The organism is Streptomyces sp. NPDC008317 (genome assembly GCF_042955955.1).
Lineage (GTDB): Bacteria > Actinomycetota > Actinomycetes > Streptomycetales > Streptomycetaceae > Actinacidiphila.
The window spans coordinates 125,046-147,606 of the sequence record NZ_JBIBFQ010000008.1 but is presented as its reverse complement, the minus strand read 5'-3'; the positions used below and the strand labels follow the sequence as shown (position 1 = coordinate 147,606).

General features: G+C 73.1%; 22 protein-coding genes. 14 read left to right on the top strand and 8 right to left on the bottom strand.

Annotated features, from left to right (window positions below):
* The first annotated feature begins 200 nt into the window (after positions 1-200).
* A complete protein-coding gene (locus ACFY9V_RS25470; RefSeq protein ID WP_355341381.1) occupies positions 201-1,280 on the top strand; it encodes a hypothetical protein in 1,080 nt (359 codons plus the stop codon).
* Positions 1,281-1,538: 258 nt separating this feature from the next.
* Here ACFY9V_RS25470 and ACFY9V_RS25465 read toward each other — a convergent pair whose 3' ends face one another.
* Entirely contained in the window at positions 1,539-3,395 is a 1,857-nt protein-coding gene (locus tag ACFY9V_RS25465; protein WP_391163054.1) for a condensation domain-containing protein, read from the bottom strand.
* Between the two features lie 280 nt (positions 3,396-3,675).
* Here ACFY9V_RS25465 and ACFY9V_RS25460 point away from each other — a divergent pair, with 280 nt between their 5' ends.
* The 12 genes from ACFY9V_RS25460 to ACFY9V_RS25405 all read left to right on the top strand — a co-directional run bounded on the left by ACFY9V_RS25460 (position 3,676) and on the right by ACFY9V_RS25405 (position 14,096).
* Positions 3,676-3,861: a hypothetical protein gene (locus ACFY9V_RS25460; protein WP_355342376.1), complete on the top strand. Its 186-nt coding sequence runs from the start codon at positions 3,676-3,678 to the stop codon at positions 3,859-3,861.
* Positions 3,862-4,026: 165 nt separating this feature from the next.
* The gene (locus ACFY9V_RS25455) at positions 4,027-4,293 is read left to right on the top strand and encodes a phosphopantetheine-binding protein (protein WP_188284224.1); all 267 of its coding nucleotides are present in this window, start codon (positions 4,027-4,029) and stop codon (positions 4,291-4,293) included.
* 31 nt (positions 4,294-4,324) lie between these two features.
* Entirely contained in the window at positions 4,325-4,948 is a 624-nt protein-coding gene (locus tag ACFY9V_RS25450; protein ID WP_355342379.1) for an acyl-CoA dehydrogenase family protein, read from the top strand.
* Entirely contained in the window at positions 4,945-6,081 is a 1,137-nt protein-coding gene (locus tag ACFY9V_RS25445) for an acyl-CoA dehydrogenase family protein (protein WP_355342382.1), read from the top strand. Before ACFY9V_RS25450 ends, ACFY9V_RS25445 begins: the two co-directional genes overlap by 4 nt.
* Complete coding sequence (locus ACFY9V_RS25440; protein WP_391163053.1) at positions 6,078-6,635, top strand: hypothetical protein; 558 nt, start codon at positions 6,078-6,080, stop codon at positions 6,633-6,635. Before ACFY9V_RS25445 ends, ACFY9V_RS25440 begins: the two co-directional genes overlap by 4 nt.
* Positions 6,632-7,132 carry a hypothetical protein gene (locus ACFY9V_RS25435; protein ID WP_355342388.1) on the top strand — a complete coding sequence of 167 codons (501 nt, stop codon included), beginning with the start codon at positions 6,632-6,634 and terminating at the stop codon, positions 7,130-7,132. The genes ACFY9V_RS25440 and ACFY9V_RS25435 overlap by 4 nt, the downstream gene beginning before the upstream one ends.
* Positions 7,125-7,562 carry a hypothetical protein gene (locus ACFY9V_RS25430; RefSeq protein WP_391163051.1) on the top strand — a complete coding sequence of 146 codons (438 nt, stop codon included), beginning with the start codon at positions 7,125-7,127 and terminating at the stop codon, positions 7,560-7,562. The genes ACFY9V_RS25435 and ACFY9V_RS25430 overlap by 8 nt, the downstream gene beginning before the upstream one ends.
* A 3-nt stretch (positions 7,563-7,565) precedes the next feature.
* Positions 7,566-8,150, top strand: coding sequence for a GNAT family N-acetyltransferase (locus tag ACFY9V_RS25425; protein ID WP_355342394.1), 585 nt, complete (start codon positions 7,566-7,568; stop codon positions 8,148-8,150).
* Positions 8,147-11,419 (top strand): S41 family peptidase, encoded by a 3,273-nt coding sequence (locus tag ACFY9V_RS25420; protein WP_391163050.1) that lies wholly within the window; start codon positions 8,147-8,149, stop codon positions 11,417-11,419. Before ACFY9V_RS25425 ends, ACFY9V_RS25420 begins: the two co-directional genes overlap by 4 nt.
* Positions 11,416-12,213 (top strand): 4'-phosphopantetheinyl transferase superfamily protein, encoded by a 798-nt coding sequence (locus ACFY9V_RS25415; RefSeq protein WP_391163048.1) that lies wholly within the window; start codon positions 11,416-11,418, stop codon positions 12,211-12,213. Before ACFY9V_RS25420 ends, ACFY9V_RS25415 begins: the two co-directional genes overlap by 4 nt.
* Positions 12,214-12,633: 420 nt before the next feature.
* On the top strand, positions 12,634-13,866 hold the full coding sequence (locus ACFY9V_RS25410) for a cytochrome P450 (protein ID WP_391163047.1): 1,233 nt from the start codon (positions 12,634-12,636) through the stop codon (positions 13,864-13,866).
* 32 nt (positions 13,867-13,898) lie between these two features.
* Positions 13,899-14,096: a ferredoxin gene (locus ACFY9V_RS25405; RefSeq protein ID WP_188284234.1), complete on the top strand. Its 198-nt coding sequence runs from the start codon at positions 13,899-13,901 to the stop codon at positions 14,094-14,096.
* A 222-nt stretch (positions 14,097-14,318) separates the two neighbouring features.
* Here ACFY9V_RS25405 and ACFY9V_RS25400 read toward each other — a convergent pair whose 3' ends face one another.
* From ACFY9V_RS25400 to ACFY9V_RS25375, 6 genes are all read right to left on the bottom strand, one after another.
* Entirely contained in the window at positions 14,319-14,771 is a 453-nt protein-coding gene (locus ACFY9V_RS25400) for a MaoC/PaaZ C-terminal domain-containing protein (RefSeq protein ID WP_391163046.1), read from the bottom strand.
* On the bottom strand, positions 14,750-15,274 hold the full coding sequence (locus ACFY9V_RS25395) for a nuclear transport factor 2 family protein (RefSeq protein ID WP_391163045.1): 525 nt from the start codon (positions 15,272-15,274) through the stop codon (positions 14,750-14,752). Before ACFY9V_RS25395 ends, ACFY9V_RS25400 begins: the two co-directional genes overlap by 22 nt.
* Positions 15,271-16,473, bottom strand: coding sequence for an ABC transporter substrate-binding protein (locus tag ACFY9V_RS25390; RefSeq protein ID WP_391163043.1), 1,203 nt, complete (start codon positions 16,471-16,473; stop codon positions 15,271-15,273). Before ACFY9V_RS25390 ends, ACFY9V_RS25395 begins: the two co-directional genes overlap by 4 nt.
* A gap of 160 nt (positions 16,474-16,633) precedes the next feature.
* A complete protein-coding gene (locus tag ACFY9V_RS25385) occupies positions 16,634-17,113 on the bottom strand; it encodes a Zn-ribbon domain-containing OB-fold protein (RefSeq protein ID WP_355342415.1) in 480 nt (159 codons plus the stop codon).
* Positions 17,110-18,279 carry an acetyl-CoA acetyltransferase gene (locus tag ACFY9V_RS25380; protein WP_391163042.1) on the bottom strand — a complete coding sequence of 390 codons (1,170 nt, stop codon included), beginning with the start codon at positions 18,277-18,279 and terminating at the stop codon, positions 17,110-17,112. The genes ACFY9V_RS25385 and ACFY9V_RS25380 overlap by 4 nt, the downstream gene beginning before the upstream one ends.
* A 3-nt stretch (positions 18,280-18,282) precedes the next feature.
* Positions 18,283-19,917 (bottom strand): AMP-binding protein, encoded by a 1,635-nt coding sequence (locus ACFY9V_RS25375; protein ID WP_391163040.1) that lies wholly within the window; start codon positions 19,915-19,917, stop codon positions 18,283-18,285.
* Between the two features lie 229 nt (positions 19,918-20,146).
* Between ACFY9V_RS25375 and ACFY9V_RS25370 the strand changes: the two genes are divergently transcribed.
* On the top strand, positions 20,147-21,070 hold the full coding sequence (locus ACFY9V_RS25370; protein ID WP_391163039.1) for an SDR family NAD(P)-dependent oxidoreductase: 924 nt from the start codon (positions 20,147-20,149) through the stop codon (positions 21,068-21,070).
* A gap of 69 nt (positions 21,071-21,139) precedes the next feature.
* Here ACFY9V_RS25370 and ACFY9V_RS25365 read toward each other — a convergent pair whose 3' ends face one another.
* A complete protein-coding gene (locus tag ACFY9V_RS25365; protein ID WP_391163038.1) occupies positions 21,140-22,555 on the bottom strand; it encodes a cytochrome P450 in 1,416 nt (471 codons plus the stop codon).
* Between the last annotated feature and the right edge of the window lie 6 nt (positions 22,556-22,561).

Genomic DNA, 22,561 nt, shown 5'->3' with positions numbered 1-22,561 from the left:
CGGGGCGATGGCGCGGCCCCCGGCGGCGGTCCCCGGACAGTGGGCCGATAGCGGATCGATAGCGCGCCGGGAGCCGGTATCCGGGGGCGGTGAGCGGAACGAGGGCGGCGTGATGGCGGCCCGACGCACCATGGGCGGAGCACGAACGGAACCTGACCCGCCGCGGCACCGCATTGATCCACGAAGGGGAGGCACCCTCCATGCTCACGGGGATATCCGACCTCGCGCCGACACCGGACCGCCCGCCGGAACACCCGCGTCCCGCGGGATACGACCGGCACCCGGCCGGCGGCCACGACAGCGGCGATCTCGTCGCGGTCTACCAGTACGCGACCCGCAGCGGCGCCGTCACCCCCGGCTCGATCGACCTGGTGGCGCTCGAACTCGGCCTGTCCGCGGGGGAGGTGTTCGCCGCCGCCGCACGGCTGGTGGAACTGCGGCTGCTGCGCACCGACGAGACGACCGGCACCGGTCTCGTACCGGTGGACCCGCACTCCGCGGCGACCCAGCTCACCTCGCCGATCGAGCGGGCCATCCTCCAACAGCGCGAGCTGGCCGACCGGTTGCGCGCCAGGATCGACTCCATCGCGGGCGGTCCGGGCGGCGCGGAAGGGCCGCTCGGCGTCATCGACACCGTCGAGGGCGAGGCCGAGATCCGCGGTCTGCTGCGGCTGGCGGCCGGTGACTGCGCCACGGAGGCGATCGTCCTGCGCCCCGGTCACGACGCGCGGATCGCGCCCGACGACCTCTTCGACGCCTGCTACGACACGCTCGGCACGGAGATCGACGTACGGGTGCTCTCGCCGCACCGCGACCGCGCCGACTTCGCCTCCCGCGCCCGCGCCAAAAAGCTGACGGAACGCGGCGCGTCGATCCGCACCATCCGCTCCGTGCCGCAGACGGCGGTGGTCTTCGACCGCGCGCTGGCCGTGGTGGTCACCGCGGGCGAGGCGGGCGGACCGCCCACCGCGCGGCAGGTCCGCGACGAGACGATGATCCGGTGCATGGTCGACATGTTCGACCTGCTGTGGGACGGCGCCGCGCCCTTCGCGATGGAGGAGGCGGGCTACGCGGAGGACATCAACGACGACCTCCAGCGCTCCATCGCCCGACTGATGGCCCAGGGCCTCACCGACGAAGTCGTGGCCCGCCGCCTGGACATGTCGGTCCGCACCTGCCGCCGCCACATCGCGGCCCTGCTGCGCAGCCTGGGCTCGGTCAGCCGCTTCCAGGCCGGCGTCCAGATCGCCCAGCGCCTGTCCCTGGAGGAGGCCGCCTGAACCCGCCCCCCGCACACCCGTCCCCGACCCGCACGGCGGCGGCCGACCCCCACCCGGGTCGGCCGCCGCCGTGGGTTGCGGGGGCGGCGTGCGCGGGCCGGTCCCGGATGTGACGGGCGCGGTACGGCGGTACGGTCCCGGCATGGCCGCGAGCGGTACGGCGGTACGGCGGTACGGTCCCGGCATGGCCGCGCCGCCCTCGCCGCGGGTGGTCCGTGGCGAGGGCGGCGCGGTCGACAGCGGCCGGGCGGAAGGGTGTCAGGCCGGGGTCAACTCCGGGGTCGGCTCCTGGACCGGGGTCAGTCCGTGGGCCAGGCCCGACAGCGGCCGGGTGCCGCCGAGTTGGTTCAGATCGGCGCCCTGCCAGCCGCGGGCGCGCAGCTCGGTCAGGACCCGCGGCGCGCGCAGCATCCGGCCGCCCGCCACCGTGTAGGAGGCGTCGAGGTCCACGGCGGCCAGTCCGTTGACCTCGGCGACGACGGCGGCCAGCGCGTCCGCGGCCACCGCTTCCGTACGCGCCGCGCGGGCGCCCTCCCCGGCCGTCACCCGGAAGAGGTCGGGGCGGCGCGCACCGGGCAGCGCGGAGCCGGTGTCCAGGCAGTGCAGCCGCAACTCCCGCTCGTCCAGCGGCCGTTCCGTGGTGACCTCGGCGAGCAGCCGGCCGTCTTCCACGGACACCCGCGCGGACCGTACCGCCGGATGCGCCAGCAGCACGCGCTCGGTCGCGTCCAGGTCCACCGCGTCGGGTCCGAGCCGGGCCAGGCGGCGCGGGGCGGGGGCGGCGAAGTCGAAGAGCGCGGCGGCCTCGTCGAGCCGCAGGTCGACGGCCGCGTCGCGGTGCGCCTCCAGCAGCCGCCCGTACCCGCGCAGGAAGTGCTCGACGGCCGCCGCGTCCATCACGTCGGCCCGCGCGTTGAGGCCGACGGTGACCCCGTCGTCCCACTCCCCGACCCGCAGATAGGTGTCGGTCTCGGACAGCGCCCACGCGGTCGGCTCCGGTGTCCGCAGGAGGCGTTCCTTTCGGGTGCCGCAGCTCTTGGTCCCGTGGTTGAGGAAGTTGACCTCGGAGGAGGTCCTGATCGGCGCGCCGCGCCGGAAGGCGTCCTGGGCGACCAGCTCCACGATCTCGTCGTACGGCGCGTACGCGTGCTCCTGCGCCGTCTCCAGCGCGGCGGCGACCCGCGCGACCACCTCGGCGAATCCGGGGTCGCCGCCGAGGTCGACCGAGACGAGCGCCGGCGAGAACATGCACGTCAGCACGGACATCCGGGGTCCGTCCTGGCGGTGGCTGGTCAGCCAGCGGTGGGTGACCGTCCGCTCGCCGGTGTACGTGGCCATGGCCACCGCGTACGCCGCCAGGTGCACCGCGGAGGGCCACACCCGCAGCCGGGCGGCGATCTCGCGGACGGCGGGGAGCAGCGCGGGCGAGGTGAGCGTCGCCCCGAAGGCGGCGACGCCGTCGGGCACGGCCGGCTCACGGCGCCGTACGAACATGTCGGCGGGCAGCTCGGGCACCGCCCGCTGCCAATAGCGCAGCATCTGCGCCCGCTCCGGCGACGGCCGCGCCTCGATGGCGGCGAGGTCGGCGGGCTGGTACGCGACCGGCCCCAACTGCGCCCGGCGGCCGGTGGCGAGCGTGCCGAGCAGTGCCTCGAAGTCGCGCTGGAAGAGCTGCATGCTCCAGTCGTCGAAGGCCGTGTGGTTGAGGACGAGCGCCAGCGTGCGCGGCACGCCGCCCGTGGTGACCGCGCAGGCCCTGATCGGCCACTCGCGTTCCGGGTCGAACTCGGTGGTGGACATCTCGGCGATGACCGCCGCGGGTCCCGGCGTACCGTCCTGCTCGGTGGCGGCCACCAGCAGCGGCATCGGCCCCGGCGGCTCGACCCGCTGTCTCGGGCCCGGCCTGGCGTGTGCGTCGAAGACCGTGCGCAGCCCCTCGTGCCTGCGCACCAGATAGGCCAGCGCGGACCGCAGGCCCGTCAGGGAGAGTCCCTGCGGCAGCGGGTAGTTGGTGACGATGTGCGCGTCGTGACGAGCGCCCGCGGGCACCTGCTGGTACCTCAGCCAGTGGTACCGCTGCCCCCAGCAGAGGTCCGCGCTTCTCACCTCGGGCATCCCGCCCTCCTTCCAAACCGTGAGTGGGACCGGCCCGGCCGCATTCGCGCGGGCCCGTGAATCACCTCCCAGCATCAGGCCCGAACGGGAATAACGGCAGCGTTTCACGGTGGCCGCTTGTTGACGGCAAAAAGCTGCCATCGGGATTCGACCCGGTGCAACCCGGCAAGGGTTGACGGGAGTTGCGCCGTCCGGGAATCTCATGGTGTCGGAGAAACCAGATCCGGCATCCGGGGCCCACTCGGGTCCCGAATTTCCTTACATGGAAGGTGTGGTTCCTTTGTCCAAGACCGCCGTGAAGGCCGCCGTCAAGGCCGCGTCCAAGGCCGCCAGCAAGGCTGCCGTCAAGGCCGCTGACAAGTCGGCGACCAAGGCCGCGTCCAAGGCGGCCAGCAAGGCCGCGAGCAAGGCCGCGTCGAAGGCGGCCGTCAAGGCCGCGGTGAAGGCCGCGTCCAAGGCCGCCTGATCTCGGACCTGCAACATGTCTGAGCTCACGGCCGTGTGACGTCCGTCGCCGGCAAGGCGCCGCGTCCGCCATCAGGCGGCCGGCGCCCTGCCGGCGGGCAGCCCTCCCCCAGGGCCGGACGGCCGACCGCTCGGGCCCACTTCTCCCAGGGAAGGGGAAAGTCCGGTGGAACACGCCGAGATTATCGAGCACCTTCAGCATTCCCTCTCCGTGATCCTGGACCGGCCGCTCCCCGAATTCAGCGCGGATACCAGGATTCTCGAAGACCTGGAGATCGACTCCATGCGTTTTGTCGAACTCCTCATGAGCCTTGAGGACACCATCGGCCTCGAAGTCGACCCCGACACTCTCGAACCCGAGGTATTCCAGTCCGCAGGCTCCTTTGCCGACTACATCAAAATCCGGCTGGACCTCACGCGGGTCGCCGGTTAGCCGAACACGGCACGGCCCAACGGAGGATTCGATGAGGGACACGCTCGTGGCGTGTGAAGCGGCGGCCCATGACGGCGGGTTCACGCCCGGCCTGGAGCTGGCGCTGCGCACGGTGGAGGTCGGCGCTCCCGCGGGACGCGTCGCCGCTTTCCCGGCGGGCCGGGTGCCCACGGGCGCCGAGGTCGTGCCGCACCGCCTCGCGGAAATGGAGGGCGTCGCCTTCGTGGCGTGGCCCCACCGGCCCGCAGAATCCGCCGCACCGGCCTCGTACGACGGGCCCGACGACCGCCGCACCGTATTCGCCGCGCTGCTCGGCGCGGTACGGGTGGGCGTGTCCCGCAGGCTCCTCGACGACGCGGTCGCCCACCTGTCCGGACGGGTGGGCGGCGGCGAGCCCCTGATCCGCAAACAACTCGTGCTCGGCACCGTCGCCGACGTCATGACCGCACTCGACGCCGTACGCCAACTCCTGCTCGTCGCCCACCGCGTCCCCGCGGCCGTGGCCGACGCGCACGACCGGATCACCGCGCTCGACTGGGACACCGCCAAGCTCTTCGGGGCCTCCGGTTACCTCGCCGACGGACCGGTGCGCGCCGCGTACGTCGGCCGGCTCGCGGCGGACTGCTGGACCGACCGGGAGGACGTACAGCCATGATCCCCCTCGACACCCCGCTGCGGGAGCTGCGCGAACAGTGCCGGGAAGCGGGCCGGGAACTGCGCGCCCACGCCCTGGCCGTCGACGCCGACCCGGCCGGCACGGCCCACCTCGACCTGCCCGTCATGGCGCTGGTCAGGTCCGCCTCCACCCCCAAGGACTACCGCACCGGCTCCGCCGTGGACGACGGCGGCTACTCCGACACCTGCCTGTCCCGCGTGGTCGCCAGCGTCGAACTGGCGCGCGGCGACGCGGGGGTGCTCAGCGCCAACACCGGTCCCTCCCTGGCCGGCGTCGCTGTCGACACCCTGGGCAACGAGGCACAGCGCGAACTGTTCTACGACACCATCGCCGACGGTCGCGCCTGGACCTTCTTCGGCATGACGGAACCGGAGCACGGCACCGACGCCACGGCGATGGAGAGCAGGTTCGACGCGGCGGGCGACCCCGCCGACGGTTACCTGCTCTCCGGCTCCAAGCGCTACGTCGGCAACGCCTCCCGGGGCGCGATCGGCGTGGTCTTCGCCAGGACCGGCCGCAGCCCGCTCTCCATTCGCGGCGCGCTGATCCGGCAGCCCGCGCCCGGCTTCCACGGCGAACCGCTGGACATGATCGGTCTGCGCGGCGCGCGGATCTGCCGGCTGGACCTCGACGAGGTGCCCGTGCCGCGCGAGATGCTGCTCGGCGCCCACCTGCCCGCCTCCCGGCGCGGTCTGTGGGGGATCAGCAGGACCTTCAACGCGATGCGGCTCCAGATCGCCGCGCTGGCCCTGGGCACCGCTCTCGGCACCCGCGACTACGTGACCGAGCAGCGTCCCGGCTGGTCGGGGCACGAGGTGGTCTCCGCCCGGCTCGACGCGGCCACGGCGCTGCTGTACGAGTCCGCCGCGGCCGTCGACCTCCAGCCCGACGTCGTACGGCCGCCGTCCATGGCGAAGCTGCACACCACCGATCTGGCGGTGCGCACCACGCACTGGGCGGCCCGGGCGCTCGGCCCCGGCGCGCTGATCGAGCACCCGCTGCTGGAGAAGTGGAGCCGGGACGTGCTCGCCTTCGAGTTCATGGAGGGCACCAGCAACATCCAGCGGCTGCACATCACCCACGACCTGGCTGCGCGGAAGGGACGGACATGACCGCCACGGACCTGACGGCGCGACCGGCCACGGCGTCCGTCCCCGCCCCCGCGACAGCTCCCGCGCCCGCGTCCTTCGCGTGGTCCGCCCGGCCGGTCACGGAGGCCGACCACGACGCCGTACTCGACCTCTTCACCGAGTCCGACTTCTACTTCCGCACCGCCCGCCCCGCCACCCGCCCGCAGTGGGAGATCCTCGCGCTGCTGGACGAGGACACCCGGCTGCTGAGCGCCGACGGACGGCCCGTGGGCCTGTACGCCCTGGAGGCGATGGGCGCCGAGCACGCCTGCCACTACGTGCTGCACCTGCGGCTGACCTCACGGCTGCGCACGGACGCCTGGGCGTCGGCGTACCGCGAGCTGGTCCGGGCGCTGCGCTGGCAGCGCGAGGTGGTCCGACTGGCCGTCGTCGTCCACGAGTTCGACGACCGGGGCCTGACCGCCGCCCGCCTGGCGGGCTTCACCGAGGAAGGCGTCCTGACCGGACACGTCGTCCACGACGGACACCGCCGCGGTTCCGTCTTCCTCTCCCGGATCTGGGAGCCCACGTCATGATGCTGCGCGGATACCGGGGCGCCGACCTGCCCCTGCTCACCGGCCACTGGCTGCCGGGCGAGCTGCTCGGCCTGTCCGTGCCCGGCAGGCCCGTCCTGGCGGAACCGGCCCGGGTGCCGGCGCCGGAAGGTCCCGGCGAGGACGGAGCGCCGGGCCAGGACGACGAGTTGTGCGTCGTGCCCGGCACCGGCTTCGTCCGGCTCGCCGCCCTGGACTGGGTGCACCGCAGGGCGCGGCTGGAGATCGGTCTGCGCTCCGGCGCGGAGACCAGCGCGGAGCCGCTGCTGAAGGCCGCCCTCGACCACGCTTTCCGGGTGCTCGGCCTGAGCCGGGTCTTCGGCTGGGTCACCCCGGCCGTGCCGCTGCCCGACGGGCTCCCGCGCGACGCCCTGCTGCGTGACGCGGGGCTGAGCCCGGAGGCCGACATCCCGCGGGCGCTGTGGCTGGACGGCCGCCCGGTGGCCCGACAGATCTGGGGAGCGACCCGCCATGGCTGACCTGACCCTGCTCGGCACCGCCGAGGCCGCCGCGCGGCTGAGCGCCGCGCCGCAGGCCGCGCGCGGCTTCCTCGGCCTCGACCCGGTCACCCAGAACGGCCCGCTGCTCGCCCGCGAGCTGGCCCGTACCGGAGCGCAGGTGCTCCAGGCCGGGGACGCGCTGCTGGGATACGTGCCCAACCCCGCGCAGCCGCGCCAGGGTTGGGTCGCGACCACGTCCGCCGACCCGGAGCCGCTGGCCGCCCTGCTCGCCTTCCTGCGCACCTACCGCCGGTGCACGTCGTATGTCGCCGAGGTCCCCGACGGCTCACCGGCCGTGCCCGCGCTCGAAGCCTGCGGCTTCACCGGCGCCGGCCGGCTGCCCGGCCATGTCTTCCACACCGGCGGCTACCACGACGTGCTGGTCTACTGCGCCACCGAGGAGGGCTGACCCATGCCGTTCGTGACCGTCCGGCATTTCACCGAGGACGACATCCCCACGCGTACCGCCCTGTTGCGCGAGTCGCGCTTCCAGGCGAATCTCACCGACTTCGCGGTCGTCAGCGACGACGACGCGCTCACCGCCAACCAGCGCCGCACCCTCACGCGTGAGCACGACGTCAAGCGGATGTTCACCATGTGCGACTCCCGCGGCGCGACCGTCGGCTTCGCCTGGATCACCTCGATCGACTGGCCCGGCCAGACCTGTGAGCTGTCCTTCGGCGTGCTGCCGGAGTGCCGGGGCCCGTACGGCGCGACCGCCGTGACCGCCGCGCACGCGTACATCCGCGCAGAGTTGAACATGCGGGTGGTCGTCAACCAGGTCCTGGAGCACAACACGATGCTGGTGTCGTCCGGTGAACTCACCGAGCAGCGCCGGGTGCGCTGCGCGTACGACTCCTACACCGTCGGCGAGTGGCGCACCGCCTGCTACTGGACCGAGAGCGAGCAGGACGTGCACCGCCGGCGCGAGCAGGTCGCCGACCGGCGCCGTGCGATCGCCGCCCGTATCCGCTCCACGTCGTCCCAGCCGTCATGAGCGCCCGCGCCGCGGAAGGCGGCTATCTGCACCACGCGACGATCGTGGGCGACACCGTGGTCTTCGTGTGCGAGGACGACCTGTGGACGGTGTCCGCCGAGGGCGGCACCGCGCGGCGGCTCACCGCGGGCACGACCGCGTGCGCGGGCCCCCGGCTCTCGCCCGACGGCCGCCAGGTCGCCTTCACCGGCTCCCCCGACGGCCTCACCGAGGTCTGCCTGACCTCGGTCTCCGGCGGTCCCGTCCGCCGGCTGACCCACCAGGCGGGCCGGTGCACGGTCACCGGCTGGCACCCGCTGACCGGCGAGATCCTGTACGCGAGCACCGCGGGCCAGCCCGAGGGCTTCGGCTTCCGGCTGTTCGCCGTGCACCCCGACGGCGGCCCGCCGCGGCTGGTCGAGGCGGGCCCCGCCGCGTCCGTGTCGTACGGGCCCGGCGGCGGTTCGGTGATCGGCCGGAGCATCGCCGACCCGGCGCGCCGCAAGCGCTACCGCGGCGGCGCGGCCGGTGAACTCTGGGTGGACGACGACGGATCCGGCGCGTACCGGCGGCTCGCGCTGCCCGCGGGCAATCCGGCGGACCCCTGCTGGGTCGGCAACCGGATCTACTTCATCAGCGACCACGAGGGCACCGGCAACGTCTACTCCTGCCACTCCGACGGCACGGGTCTGACCCGGCACACCGACCACGACGAGTACTACGCGCGCGGTCTGTCCAGCGACGGCCGCCGGCTGGTCTACCACAGCGGCGCGGTCCTGCACGTGCTGGACCCGGCGCGCGGCGGCACGCGGCGGCTGCGGGTGGAGCTGGGCCCCTCGGGCGTCCAGCACCAGCGCCGTATCGTGTCGGCCACCGGTTTCCTGGACGGCGCGCGGATCGGCCCCGACGGGCAGACCCTCGCGGTCACCGCCCGCGGCAAGGCGTTCACGCTCGCGCCCTGGTCGGGTCCGGTACGGCGGCACGGGCGCCCGGACGGTGTCCGCTACCGGCTGCTGAACTGGCTCGCCGACGGCGAGCGGCTGGTCGCGGTCGCGGGCGACTCGGGGCCCGGTGAGCGGCTGGTGCTGCTGCCCGCGGAGGGCGGCGCGGAGCTGCTCGGCGTGCCGCTGGCCGACCTGGGCTATGTCACCGCGCTGGCCGCCTCGCCCGCCACCGGGCAGGTCGCCTTCGCCACCAACCGGCAGGAGCTGTGGAGCGTCGACACCGACCGGCCGAAGCTGGAGCCGCGGCTGCTCGACACCAGTGCCCATGAGCGGATCGAGGATCTGGCCTGGTCGCCCGACGGCCGCTGGCTCGCCTACACCTATCCGGACACGCCCAGGAGCACGGCCATCAAGGTCGCCGAGGTGGACACCGGACGCACCTCGCGGATCACCCGACCGGTGCTGCGGGACGCGCTGCCGTCCTTCGACCCGGCGGGCCGCTATCTGTACTTCGTCGGACAGCGCGACCTGACGCCCGAGCACGACCAGGTCCAGTTCGAGATCGGCTTCCCCTTCGGCGCCCGGCCGTACGCGGTGCCGCTGACCGCCGACCGGCAGCCGCCGTTCGCTCCGCCGCAGCAGTCGGCGGGCGGCGCGTACTCCCCCGACGGGTACGACGAGGGCGATCCGGAAGGGCCGGTCGCCATCGACTTCACCGGTATCGAACGGCGCCTGGTCCCGCTGCCGGTCCCCGAGGGCCGGTACGCGGCGGTGCTGGGTCTGCCCGACTGCGTGCTGCTGCTGTCGGTACCGCTCAGCGCGCCCGAGCCGGACGACCCGCAGCAGCAACAGGAGGGCAGCGTCACCCTGGTGGACCTGGCGACCGGCGACGTGACCGAGGACTATCTCGGGCCGGTCGACGAGATCAGCACCGACCGCACCGGCACGGCGCTGCTCTACCGGCACAACCACCGGCTGCGCGTGGTGCCCGCGGGCGCGCCCAAGGAGGCGGTGGAGGACTTCGACTCGCCCATCGCCCCGCCGGGGCGGCCCACCGGCTGGGTCGACCTGGACCGGGTCAAGATCCCGTTCGTCCCTGCCGCGGAGTGGCGGCAGATGTTCCGGGAGGCGTGGCGGCTCCAGCGCGAGAGCTTCTGGAACGCCGACATGTCGGGGATCGACTGGGACGCGGTGCACCAGTGCTATCTGCCGCTGCTCGACCGGGTCGCGACCCGCGCCGAACTCTCGGACCTGGTCTGGGAGTTGCACGGCGAGCTGGCGACCTCGCACGCGTACGAGCGCGGCGGCGACTACGGCGCGCCGAGCGGTGAGGCGCAGGGTTTCCTCGGTGTGGACTGGGAGCCCGCGCCGCAGGCCGAGGGCCGGTGGCGGATCGCGCACGTGCTGCGCGGCGACCCGTGGAACCCCGACGCCACCTCGCCCTGCGACCGGCCGGGCGTCGACATCCGGCCGGGCGACGAGATCGCCGCGGTCGACGGGCACCTCGTGGGGCCCGGCGGCCCGGCGGAACTGCTCACCGGTCTCGCGGGCCGTGAGGTCGAACTGACCGTGCTGCGCGGCGGCGCCGTCCCGCGCCGGGTGGTGGTCCGCGCGGCCCGCAGCGAGGCGCGCGCCCGCTACCTGGACTGGGTGGCCCGCAACAGCGCGTACGTGGACACCGTCTCCGACGGCAGGCTCGCGTATCTGCACGTGCCGGACATGTTCAGGACCGGATACGCGGACTTCGTACGGCAGTTCCTCGGCGGTCTGGACCGGGAGGGGCTGGTGGTCGACGTGCGGTTCAACGGCGGCGGCCATGTCTCTCCGCTGCTCCTCGACCGGCTCGCGCGCAGCCGCACGGGCACCGAGCACGGCCGGTGGAGCGGCGCGGTGCCGTATCCGCTGGAGTCGCCGCGCGGTCCGATGGCGGCGCTGATCAACGAACAGACCGGCTCCGACGGCGAGATCTTCGGCCATATGTTCCGCGAGCGCGGCCTGGGCACGCTGGTGGGCACACGGACGTGGGGCGGCACGATCGCCACCTGGCCGCGGCACGGGCTGGTCGACGGCACGGTGACCACCCAGCCCGAGTTCTGCTACTACTTCCGCGGGGTGGGGGCGGGGCTGGAGAACCGCGGGGTCGAGCCGGACATCACGGTCGCCGTGGTCCCGGCGGGGCCGCAGCCCGGCCTGGACGCGCAGTTGGCGACGGCGGTGACGCATCTGCTGACGGTGCTGCCGGCACCGGCGTCGACGGACGGGTCCGGCATGGACCTCGCACCGGCCGACGCCGGAGCGGTCGACGCCGGGGCCGTCGGCGCCGCGACGGGACGGAGCGGCGGATGAGCGGGCCGGAGGCGGCGAGGCGGGCCGCGGCCGGACCGCTCGTCCCCACGCCTCTGGCGGCGAGCCCCTTGGAGACCGGGCCGGTCGCGGCCGGAGGGGCCCTCGCCCCGCCCGTCGCCGGGACCTGCGAGGTGTGGCTGGTGCCGGTGCGGCGGCGCGCGGCGTGGGCCGGTCTGCTCGGCGCCGAGGAGCGGGAGCGGTGGCAGGTGCTCGGTGGGGGCGCGGCGGCCGATACGTTGCTGACCTCGCGGGCGGCCCAACGGCTCGTCGTAGGACGCTACTTGGGCGTGCCACCGGCCGAGGTGGCCGTCGAGCGGGGTTGCGCACTGTGCGGCGCGCCCCGGCACGGCCGCCCCCGAGTGGCGGACGCCGCCTTCGACTTCTCCGTCTCGCACACCCGCGAGTGGCTGCTGATCGCGGTCGTCGGCAGCGGCCTGATCGGCGCGGATCTCGACCAACTCGACGCGGACCGTGACGCGGACGGCCTCGCGGCGCTCACCCTGACCCCCGCCGAGCGCGCCGCGTACGACCGACTCCCGCCCGGCGCGCGCCCGGAGGCGTTCCTCGACGCCTGGGTGCGCAAGGAGGCGGCGATGAAGCTGACCGGCCACGGCCTGTCGGCTCCTCCCGCGGCGATCGACGTCAGCACTGCGCTGGCCACGGCGCCGACCGTGCGGGACTGGCCCCGCGCCCCGCTCCACCTCACCCCCCTCGCGGCCCCGCCCGCCCATCGCGCGGCCCTGGCCACGACGGTTCCGGTGACCCACGTCCGGCGGCGCACGCTCCCGGAGTGACGGCGGCCACGCACGGCGCCTACGCACGGCGCCCACGGACGGCAGCCACGGACGGCAGCCACACCGAATGGCCGCACCCGACCCCGTACCGATGCGTTTCGGACGGCGCCGGGCGGCGGTCGGCGCGACGCGCGCGGGTGCGGGTGCGCGACGGCACGGCGCGGCGTCGCCGGTCGGGGCCGCCGCGCCGACCTCAAACGGACGCCTCGTTCGGGGCGTGACGTCCCGTCACCGAAGGCGTGACCACCGGGTCGCATCGGCGTGAAACGGCCCGAATCCGCCCTACCGGCGAGTGCGGAGAGCGAACTAGCCTCGACACCAAGTTAGTTGCCTACGGCACTTAGTGCTACAGGCACTGACCTCTGCTGCCCCTGGCACCGCTCTGGCACCTTCCGCACCGGCAAGACAGGAGTGTCCGTCATGGCCACCGCCGCGCACCCGCCCGTTGCCGTCACCGCCCCCGCCGCCCGAGGGACGTGCCCCTTCGCCCCACCGCCCGCCTACGAACAGGCCCGAGGCGAGGAGGGGTTGAGCCGCGTCCGGCTGTGGGACGGCACGTCGTGCTGGATGGTGACCCGGCACGCGGACATCCGCTCCGTGCTGCGGGACCGGAGCTTCAGCTCGGACGCGAGGCGGCCCGGCTTCCCGTTCCTCTCGGCCGGCCTGCGGACGCTCGCCAGCGACCGGCCGACCTTCATCCGGATGGACGACCCGGACCACGCCCGGCTGCGCCGCATGCTCACCGCCGACTTCATGATCCGCAAGGTCGCCGAGATGCGACCGGCCGTACGCCAGGTCACCGACGACCTGCTGGACCGGATGGCCGCCCGCGCCGACCGCACCGCGGACCTGGTCGCCGACTTCGCGCTGCCGCTGCCCTCCATGGTCATCTGCCTGCTGCTGGGCGTCCCCTACGCCGACCACGCCTTCTTCCAGCAGTGCAGCAGCACGATGCTGCGCACCGACGCGCCGCCGCGGGAGGTCGCCGCGGCGCAGGACGAACTGGGCGCCTATCTCGCCGGGTTGGCGCGCGCCAAGCGGGCCGCGCCGGACGACAGCATCATCAGCCGCCTCGCCGAGCAGGACGTCCTGGACGACGACGAGATCGCGTCGATGGGCCGGCTGCTGCTGGTGGCCGGGCACGAGACCACCGCCAACATGACCTCCCTGTCGGTCCTCGCCCTGCTGCGCGAGCCCGCCCAGGCCGCGCGGCTGCACGAGGCGGCCCGGCTCGACGAGGACGGCGACGGCTCCGCCCTCGACACCGCCGTCGAGGAGCTGCTGCGCTACATGACGGTGGTCCACAACGGGATCGGCCGGGTCGCCGTCGAGGACGTGGAGGTCAGCGGCACGCGGATACGGGCGGGCGAGGGCGTCCTGTGCATGATCGGCGCCGCCAACCGGGACGAGGACGCCTTCCCCGAGGGCGGCCTGCTCGACCTCGGCCGCCCCGGCGCCCGCCGCCACCTTGCGTTCGGCTTCGGCGTCCACCAGTGCCTCGGCCAGCCGCTCGCCCGCCTCGAACTGCGCGTCGCGCTGCCCGCCGTACTCCAGAGGTTCCCCGGCCTGCGCCTGGCCGTCCCCTTCGAAGAGCTGCGCTTCCGCCACGAGATGGCCGTCTACGGGCTGCACGCGCTCCCGCTCGCCTGGTGAACCCCGCCGCTCCGCAACGAAAGGAACGCCTCATGCGTGTCCACGTCGACACCGACAAGTGCTGCGGCTCCGGCATGTGCGTCCTGACCGCGCCCGGCGTCTTCGACCAGCGCGACGAGGACGGCATCGTGCGGCTGCTGGCCGACGAGCCGCCCGAGGCGACGTGGGACGACGTCCGCGAGGCCGAAGTGGGCTGCCCGGCGCAGGCGATCGAGACGGTCGAGCCGTAGGCCGTAGCCGAAGCCGTAGAGCCGTAGAGCCGTAGAGCCGTACAGCCGTACAGCCGTACAGCCGCGGTGATCCGGGGGCGCTCCGCAGAGAGCGCCCCCGGATCACCGGCCGCCCGGCAGTTCCCGCCGCCGGTCGCAGAAGGGGCACAGCCGGTGCGGCGCGGCGCGCAGGTCCATCGCGATGTCCTGTCCCGGTCCGCCGCGCCTCGCACGCTGCCCGGCTCAGGCGATGTAGCGGGCGAGTGAGGTGACGACCGCGGCCGGGCGCCGTGACCCTTCGATCTCGATGGTGCTCTCCAGCCTCACCTGGACGGCCGTGTCCAGGCGTGCGGCCTCCGCGAGCCGCGCCGTGGCGCGGATGCGGGAGCCTTCGAGCACGGGCGTGACGAACCGGACGCGGTCCAGGCCGTAGTTGACCGCGAAGGACACGTTGTCGACGCGGTAGAGCCGGGTGGTGAGTTCGGCGAGCAGCGACAGGGTCAGGTAGCCGTGGGCGACCGTCCGCCCGAAGGGGCCGGAGGCCGCGCGGTCCGGGTCGACGTGGATCCACTGGTGGTCCCCGGTCACGTCGGCGAAGGCGTCGATGCGCTTCTGGTCGACCGCGATCCAGTCGCCGGCCCCCAGATCCTCGCCTTCGGAGTCGGCCAGATCCGTCAGGCCGTCGAAGATCCGCACGTGCCTCGTCCCTTCTGGTTGTCGTCCCGGCCGCTCCCCCGGCGCCGGTGCCGGGAGTCGTCGCCGGGCTGCCGCCGCGTGATCGTCCGGGAGTCGAACCGCCACCGGCCGTCCACGCGGCGGAACCGGTCGGCGTAGGTGTTGCGGGTGACGAGCAGGGCCCGCTCACCGGGGAACCGCTGGGTGACCTCGATGCCGCAGGTCCCGTACGCCTCGTCCCGCGAACGGCCGGGTGCCAGGCTGATGTCGTGCACGCGGTGCCGGGTGTGCGTGGCGCCGTCGTAGGTGAGGACGTTCTCCCGCATCCAGTCCTCGACGTCGGCGCCGGGCATTCCCAGCCAGGTGCCGTCGCGGAAGAGGCGGGCGAAGCGCGCGAAGTCACCGGTGTCCACGCTGTCGCAGTACGCGGTGAGCAGGGCGGTGATCCGCCGGACGTCCTGGGCGTCGAGCGCCGGGCCCCGGGGTGTGGGGCCCGGCGCGTCGACCGGGTCGCGCCGGGTCACGAGGGCTGCTTCGCCAGTTCCTTGGGCTTGCCGCCGACGAACTGGAAGGCCACGAGCGACTTGCTGAATCCGTCGCGCCCGTCACCGAAGTTGATCAGCGAGCCGTCCTTGCCCGCGGCGCCCGCGAATGGCGTGATCGCGTCGATCGCCTTCGCGAGCTTGTCCCCGTCGGTGTCGCCGTTGGTGGCGTCGAGCCCCTTCTTCAGGACGGTGAAGGCGTCCCAGGTGGCGCCCGCCTGCTCCGCCAGGCCCAGCGCGAGCGCGTCCGCGCTGCCGCCGTACTCGGTGGCGTACGCCTTGACGAAGTCCTGGTACTCCGGCTTGGACGGCTGCTGGTTGGCCAGCGTGTAGATCGCCGGGAGCTTGGTGTACGCGTCGCCGCCGATCTTCAGGGCGTCCGGCGCGATGAGCGAGCCGAAGCCGACGACGGGCACGTTGACCCCGGCCTCCGCCATCGTCTTGAGCATGAGTCCCGCGTCGGCCGCGGCGGAGCCGATGTGGACGACGGCGTCCGGGTGCTCGCCCTTCAGCTTGGTCACGGCCGAGGTCAGGTCGGTCGCGCCCAGCGTGTAGTGCACGGTGTCGCCCGGGTCCATGCCCGCCTGCTTCGCCTGGTCGACGATCGGCTTCCACAGCGTCGATCCGGTCGGACCGTCGTCCGCGGTCACCACCGGGTGCTTGTAGCCGAGCGACTTGAGCAGGTCGATCATCTGGACCGGGTAGTCGCTCTGGTCGACGGTGGTGCGGAAGGTGTACTTCGCGCCGTCCATCAGGGCGGGTGAGATCGTCGAGGAGTTGATGAAGACGATCTTGCGCGGCTCGACGATCTTGCGGATCGCCAGTCCCTCGATGCTGGTGTAGCCGCCCATCATGACCCCGGCCTTGTCGACCGTGATGGCCCGCTGGGCGACCTTGGCCGACTCGTCGGCGGTGAGCTTGTCGTCGTAGACCTTGAGGGAGAGCTTCCGGCCGCCCGCGCCGCCGTCCGCGTTGATCGTCTTCACGGCCAGTTTGGCCGTGTTGACCATCTGCTCGGCCACTGCCGCGTTGCCGCTGGTGAGCGGGGCGGCGAAGCCGATGACCAGGGTCTTGCCGCCGCCACCGCCGGAGGTGCTGCCCCCGCCGTTGGAGCCGCAGGCGGCGAGCGACATCGTGGCGGCGAGCGCCAGGACGCCGACGCCGAAGAGGGATCTGTACACAACAGGCTCCTTAACGAAGTGAAATGATGGATCGCCGGCGACGGCGCGTACGCGCGTCACGGGGAGGGTGGGCGGGCTCAGCCGCGAGCGGGCTCAGCCGGAGGTGCTCTCGGTCGGGGGCGGCCTCGGCCGGACCCGGCCTCGGTCGCGTGGCGCGGTCTCAGCCGGAGGTGGCCTCGGGCCGCCACTGGGGCAGGCCGATCCCGTCGGCGATCCGCAACTGATACGCCTGGACGCGCTGTCCGACGCGGACCTCGTCCACGGGGCAGTCGGTGATGTTCCCCATCATGCGCGGCCCCTCGTCGAGGTCGACCAGCGCGATCACGTACGGCGCGTCCTCGTCGAATCCGGGCATGCCCGCCTGCCGGACGACGGTGTAGGTGTAGACGGTGCCCCGCCCGCTCGCCGCCTCCCACTCGGGCGTCGCCGCACAGACGCGGCAGATCAGCCGCGGGTAGTGCTGCGTGGCGTGGCAGGACGGGCAGCGCTGGATCAGCAGCGTGCCTTCCTGTGCGGCGCGGAAGTAGGTGGCGCTGACCGGGTCGAGTTCGGGGACCGGCTTCGCCCAGGTGTCGGCCACGTCGATGACGTCGAGGGTCCCCTGTGGGCCGCGGATGTTCTCGGTTGCCATCTGCCTCATCTGCCTTTCCCGAGGATGGTGACGCCGATCGTGGAGAACCAGCCGCCGGAGCCGGCCGCGAGCGCCACCTCGCAGTCCGGCACCTGCACCTCACCGGCCTGGCCGCGCAGTTGTCTGACCGCCTCGATCAGCAGGAAGATCCCGCGCAGTCCCGGATGGCAGGCGGACAGGCCGCCGCCGTCGGTGTTGACGGGCAGCTTCCCGCCGAGCCGGAGGTTGCCCTCCTCGGCGAAGGGGCCGCCCTCGCCCGGCTCGCAGAAGCCCAGGCTCTCCAGCAGCAGGATGACCGTGATGGTGAAGCTGTCGTAGAGCATGGCCATGTCCACGTCGGCCGGGGTCAGTCCGGCGCGCGCGAAGGCGTCGGGGCCGGAGCGGGCACCCGCCGTGGTGGTCACGTCCGGCGCCTGCGAGATGTTCCAGTGGTTCTGGCGGGCGGCCGTGCCCAGGATCGAGACGTACGGCTGCCTGAGGTCGCGGGCGCGCTCCTCGGTGGTGACGATGACGGCGCCGCCGCCGTCGGTGATCGCGCAGCAGTCGAACAGGTGCAGCGGGTCGGCGATCATCCGGGAGCCGAGGACGTCGTCCACGGTCAGCGGCTTGCGGTATATGGCCTGCGGATTGTGGGCCGCGTGTTCGCGGACCGCGACGGCGACGCTGGCGAGCTGTTCCGGCGTGGTGCCGTACTCGTGCATGTGGCGCCGCGCGGCCATCGCGTACGCGGCGACCGTCGTCTTGCCGTACGGCTCCTCGTACGCCGCGCCGCCGACGGGCCTGCGGCCGTACGCCGTGCCGAGGCTCCGTCCCATCCGGGTCAGCAGGTCGCTGCCGTAGGTGAGGAGGATCGTGTCCGCCATGCCGGACCGGATCGCGGCCTCGGCGTGCTGGATCTGGAACTCGTAGGCCGATCCGCCGGTGTACGTGCCCTCGATCCACCGCGGGTCGAGGCCCAGGTACTCCGCGGTCTCGGGGAGGTCGACGCCGGGGACGCCGGGGATCCACGCCTCGGCGCAGCCGAAGCCGTCGATGTCGTCCTTGCGCAGGCCGGAGTCGGCCAGCGCGCGTTGCATCGCCTGGGCCTGGTGGCCGAGCGCGTCGAGATGGGGCGCCTTGGGCCCGTCGGACAGTCCGACGGCGGCGATGACCGGGGTGCGGTCGAGGCGGGTCACGGCTCAACTCCTCCTGTTCGTCGTGGAGTTCGTGTGGCGCAGTTCGTGTTTCTGGATCTTGCCCGAGGCGGTTCTGGGCAGCTCGGGGAGCACCTGCCACGAGGTGGGGATCTTCTGCTTGGCGAGCTTGGCCCGGTCCAGGTACGCCGTCATCTCGGCGTCGCCCGGCCACTCCTGGCCCGCGGCGAGGGTGACGAAGGCGCCGACGACCTCGCCGAGCCGCGGGTCGGGCAGTCCGACCACGGCCGCCATGTCGACGGCCGGGTGCCGCTGGATGAGTTCCTCGATGTCGCGGGCGGAGAACTTCTCGCCCGCGCGGTTGATGATGTCCTTGGTACGGCCGGTGATGCGGACCAGACCGCGCGTGTCGACCCGGCCGAGGTCGCCGGTGTAGAACCAGCCCTCCTCGTCGAGCTGTTCGCGGGTGAGGGCCGGGTCGGTGTAGCCGATGAGGGCCTGCGGACCCCTGATCCGCAGTTCGCCCTCCGCGCCGGGCGGGAGCGGCCGGCGCTCGGCGTCGACGGCCTGGATCTCGCTGCCGGGGACGACGGCGCCGTCGTACTCGGCCCTGATGTCGAGCGGTTCGGTGGGGGCGACCCAGGAGACTCCCCCGCCGGTCTCCGTCATGCCGTAGCCGCGCAGCGCGGTGATCCCGACCTCGCCCGCCTCCCGGATCAGGTCGGGTACGGTCGCCGCGCCGCCGGACATGAACACCGAGATCGGGTGGCCGGCGCCGATGCCCTCGCGGTGGGCCGCGACCAGGTCGTGGAGGAACACCGAGGCGGCGGTGGTGAAGGTGCACCGTTCGCGTTCGATGATCCGGGCCGCCTCCGCGCCGTTCCAGACCGGCATCACGACGATCTTGGCGCCCATGGACGCGGGCCAGACGACCCCGGCGTTGAAACCGGCCAGGTGGGACAGGGGCGAGGCGCAGAAGAAGACGTCCTTGGCGCTCAGCGACATGGTGTGCCGGATGCTGCGCGCGTTGGACACGAATCCCTGGCCCGTCAGCTCGACGCCCTTGGGCGCGGAGGTCGTCCCCGAGGTGTAGAGCATCAGGCAGCACCGGTCGGGTTCGAGCGGGTCGGGGAGCGAGACGGCGGGCCGCCGGTCGTCCCGGCCGGGGAAGGCGCGCCAGCCGGGCCGCGGCTCCTCCAGGTCCACGCAGAAGCGGGCGACCGGCCCCCAGGTGGCGCCCTCCAGGATGCCGTCCAGCTCCTCGGCGGGGCGCCTGCCGCGGTTCTCCGCGATCGAGATCACCGCGCGCGGCTTGCAGTCGTTGACGATGTGCGCCATCTCGTGCTCGCGGTAGATCGGCACGACCGGGACGTTGACCGCGCCGATCCGGAAGGCGGCGACCTGGCCCAGCAGCGCCTCCGCCAGATTCGGCAGCTGGATCATGACGCGGTCACCGCGTACGACTCCCGCCTCGACCAAGTGCGCGGCGAGCACATCGGCCCACGCGGTGAATTCGCCGTACGTCAGCCGAAGGTCGCCGATCACCAGGAATTCGCGGTCCGGGGTGCGCTCGGCAACGTCGAAAACCCACCATCCGAGGCGTTCGGAGGTCCAGTATCCGTGCTCGCGGTAGTACGCCTCGCGGTCGGTCCTCGTCGTCGGCGCGGGAGCAGCGGCCATGCTCTTTCCTCTCGTCGCGAACTGTGCGGACGGCGAAGCGGAGGCCGTTCACGGGAAGTGGTTAGCCATGTGTAACATCGTCTTAAACCGAGCGCAATGGATCGCGTCAATCTCTTTACCTGGCTAAGCAAATGTGTTTCAGTGCCTCCTGATCACGCTGTTCACGCTGATCACCCGGGGGCACATCTCGCGGACCGAGCCGCACGAGCACGGAGGAGAAGGGCGAGAAATGGACGAGCTGAAGGGGAAGGTCGCCGTCGTCACGGGGGCCGGCCAGGGCATCGGGCGCGCCGAGGCGCGGGCGCTCGCACGGGCGGGCGCGCATGTGGTGGTCAACGACGTGGGCCGTACGCCGGAGGGCCGGCCGGCCGCCGACGAGGCCGTCGAGGAGATCCGCGCGGCCGGGGGCAGCGCCGAGGCCAACGGGGACGACATCTCCACCTGGGACGGCGCGGAGCGGCTGATCGCCCAGGCGGCCGGCGTCCGGGGAAAGCTCGACTTCCTCGTCTGCAACGCGGGCATCATCCGGGACCGCACCATCGTCAACATCTCCGAGGCCGAGTGGGACGCGGTGATGGCCGTCCACCTCAAGGGCCACGCCGGTCCCCTGCACTTCGCCGCCGCCCACTGGAAGGCGCTGCACCAGGCGTCCGGCGAGCCGGTCGACGCCGCCGTGGTGACCACGTCCTCGGAGGCCGGGCTCTACGGCAATTTCGGGCAGGTCAACTACTCGGCCGCCAAGGCGGGCATCGTCGCCCTCACCCAGGTCGCGGCGCGCGAGCTGGCACGCTACGGCGTACGCGCCAACTCCATCTGCCCGCGCGCCCGGACCGGCATGACCGAAGGCGTCGTCGAGGGCATGGCGCCCGCCGAGGGCGCGGCCGACGAGTGGGACCCCGAGAGCGTCGCCGCGCTCACGGCCTTCCTCGGCTGCGCGCACTCCCGGGGGATCACCGGCCAGGTCTTCGTCGTCCACGGCCCGACGGTGTCCCGCATGCGGGAGTGGACGCCCGCCGACGAGATCACCGGGAGCACGGCGCTGCGGCTGGACGACATCATCGCCCGGCGGGACCGTCTCGGCTCGGTCCGGGACACGACCGTCGTGGACTTCGCCGAGGCGTCCGCGCGATCGGGCCGCGTGGCCGCGATCTGACCGTACGTCAGCCGCGTACGACGGTGGCCGGGCCCTCGGGGCCCGGCCACCTTTTCGCTGTCCGCGTCGTCAGTCCTCCACGATGATCGCGGCGGCCGGACACCCGGCCGCCGCCGCGTCCGCCGCGGCGCGGTCGGCGGCGCCGATCCGCTCCCGCAGCACGGCCACGGCCCCGTCGTCGTCCAGGCCGAAGACCGAGGGCGCCACCAGGACGCAGTTCCCCGCGCCCACGCAGGCGTCCGCGTCCGCGCTGACGGTGGCGGTGGCCGGAGCCGGGGCCGGGGCGGCCTCTTCGGCCGGGGCCACCACGGCGTTGAGCGGGCTGAACGAGCGCGGCATGTAGCCGCGGTAGCGCGCCGGTTCCGCGTCGCGGTCCCAGCGCAGCGTCCCGTAGCGGTCGAGCAACTGCGAGATCACCTCGACCTCCTCGCCGCGCGAGAGCGCCGCGCCGACGCAGTAGCGCGGGCCGACGTTGAACGCGACGTGCGTCTTGAGATTGCCGCGGTCCAGGTCGACGGTCTCGGGGTGGTGGAACTGCCGGGGGTCCCGGTTCGCGGCCCCGTTGACCGGGTGCACCCGGTCGCCCTTGCCGATCAGCCGTCCCGCCACCTCCACGTCACGGGTCGCCACGCGCACCCGGAACTGCACGGGCGCCAGGTAGCGCAGCACCTCCTCGCCGAAGGCCACGATCTGGCGCTCGTCCCCGCGGATGCGGTCCTGCAACTCGGGGTGGTTCAGCAGCGTGTGGATGGCGTTCTTCAGGAAGTGCGCGGTGGTGTCGGTACCGGCGAAGAACAGCACCCGCGCCTGCGCCAGGATTTCCTCCTCGCCCCACTGCTCCAGCACGCCCTGCCCCTGCTCCCACAGCACCGAGATCAGGTCGTCGCGCGGCTCCTCCCGGCGCGCCCTGATGACCGGGAGCAGCACCTCGTTGAGGGCGGAGGCCGCGGCGGCCGCCTCCGCGTACGCCTCCTCGTCCTCGCCGAAGGTCTCGGTCCAGCGGAACATCGTGGAGTTCCAGCGACGGCACTTGGCCATCAACTCCTCGTCGCGCCAGTCGAGTCCGAGCAGCGCGGCGATGACGTCGCTGGGCACCACCGAGGCGAACTCGGCGGCGAGGTCGACATGGGTGCGCCCTTCGATCGCGTCGAGCCGGGCGCTCACCAGCTCCGCGATGAAGGCGGTGCGGTACTTGCGGACCGTCGTCGGCGTGAAGTGCTGGAGGAGGAAGTTGTGGACGCGGTGGTGCTGCTCGCCCTGGAGGAGCAGCACGCCCTTGGGTCCCCCGTAGACGTCCGCCGCGCCCTTGAGTTCGAAGTACGGGTGGGCGAAGAGATCCTCGTTGAGCTGGATGTACCGGCACTCCTCGTAGCCGACGACGATCCAGGCGTTCATGCCCTCGTCCCAGTGGACGGGACCGCGGGCGAGTCGGTCGGCGAAGAAGGGATACGGGTCTTGGTCGCGTGCTTCCTTCAGGCTCTCCATGGCGGG

Coding starts and splice junctions, on each gene's coding strand:
- ACFY9V_RS25385 (WP_355342415.1), bottom strand. CDS start 17,113: ATGAGGCAGATGGCAACCGAGAACATCCGCGGCCCACAGGGGACCCTC.
- ACFY9V_RS25470 (WP_355341381.1), top strand. CDS start 201: ATGCTCACGGGGATATCCGACCTCGCGCCGACACCGGACCGCCCGCCG.
- ACFY9V_RS25365 (WP_391163038.1), bottom strand. CDS start 22,555: ATGGAGAGCCTGAAGGAAGCACGCGACCAAGACCCGTATCCCTTCTTC.
- ACFY9V_RS25375 (WP_391163040.1), bottom strand. CDS start 19,917: ATGGCCGCTGCTCCCGCGCCGACGACGAGGACCGACCGCGAGGCGTAC.
- ACFY9V_RS25445 (WP_355342382.1), top strand. CDS start 4,945: ATGATCCCCCTCGACACCCCGCTGCGGGAGCTGCGCGAACAGTGCCGG.
- ACFY9V_RS25370 (WP_391163039.1), top strand. CDS start 20,147: ATGGACGAGCTGAAGGGGAAGGTCGCCGTCGTCACGGGGGCCGGCCAG.
- ACFY9V_RS25405 (WP_188284234.1), top strand. CDS start 13,899: ATGCGTGTCCACGTCGACACCGACAAGTGCTGCGGCTCCGGCATGTGC.
- ACFY9V_RS25420 (WP_391163050.1), top strand. CDS start 8,147: ATGAGCGCCCGCGCCGCGGAAGGCGGCTATCTGCACCACGCGACGATC.
- ACFY9V_RS25435 (WP_355342388.1), top strand. CDS start 6,632: ATGATGCTGCGCGGATACCGGGGCGCCGACCTGCCCCTGCTCACCGGC.
- ACFY9V_RS25415 (WP_391163048.1), top strand. CDS start 11,416: ATGAGCGGGCCGGAGGCGGCGAGGCGGGCCGCGGCCGGACCGCTCGTC.
- ACFY9V_RS25465 (WP_391163054.1), bottom strand. CDS start 3,395: ATGCCCGAGGTGAGAAGCGCGGACCTCTGCTGGGGGCAGCGGTACCAC.
- ACFY9V_RS25410 (WP_391163047.1), top strand. CDS start 12,634: ATGGCCACCGCCGCGCACCCGCCCGTTGCCGTCACCGCCCCCGCCGCC.
- ACFY9V_RS25450 (WP_355342379.1), top strand. CDS start 4,325: ATGAGGGACACGCTCGTGGCGTGTGAAGCGGCGGCCCATGACGGCGGG.
- ACFY9V_RS25440 (WP_391163053.1), top strand. CDS start 6,078: ATGACCGCCACGGACCTGACGGCGCGACCGGCCACGGCGTCCGTCCCC.
- ACFY9V_RS25430 (WP_391163051.1), top strand. CDS start 7,125: ATGGCTGACCTGACCCTGCTCGGCACCGCCGAGGCCGCCGCGCGGCTG.
- ACFY9V_RS25425 (WP_355342394.1), top strand. CDS start 7,566: ATGCCGTTCGTGACCGTCCGGCATTTCACCGAGGACGACATCCCCACG.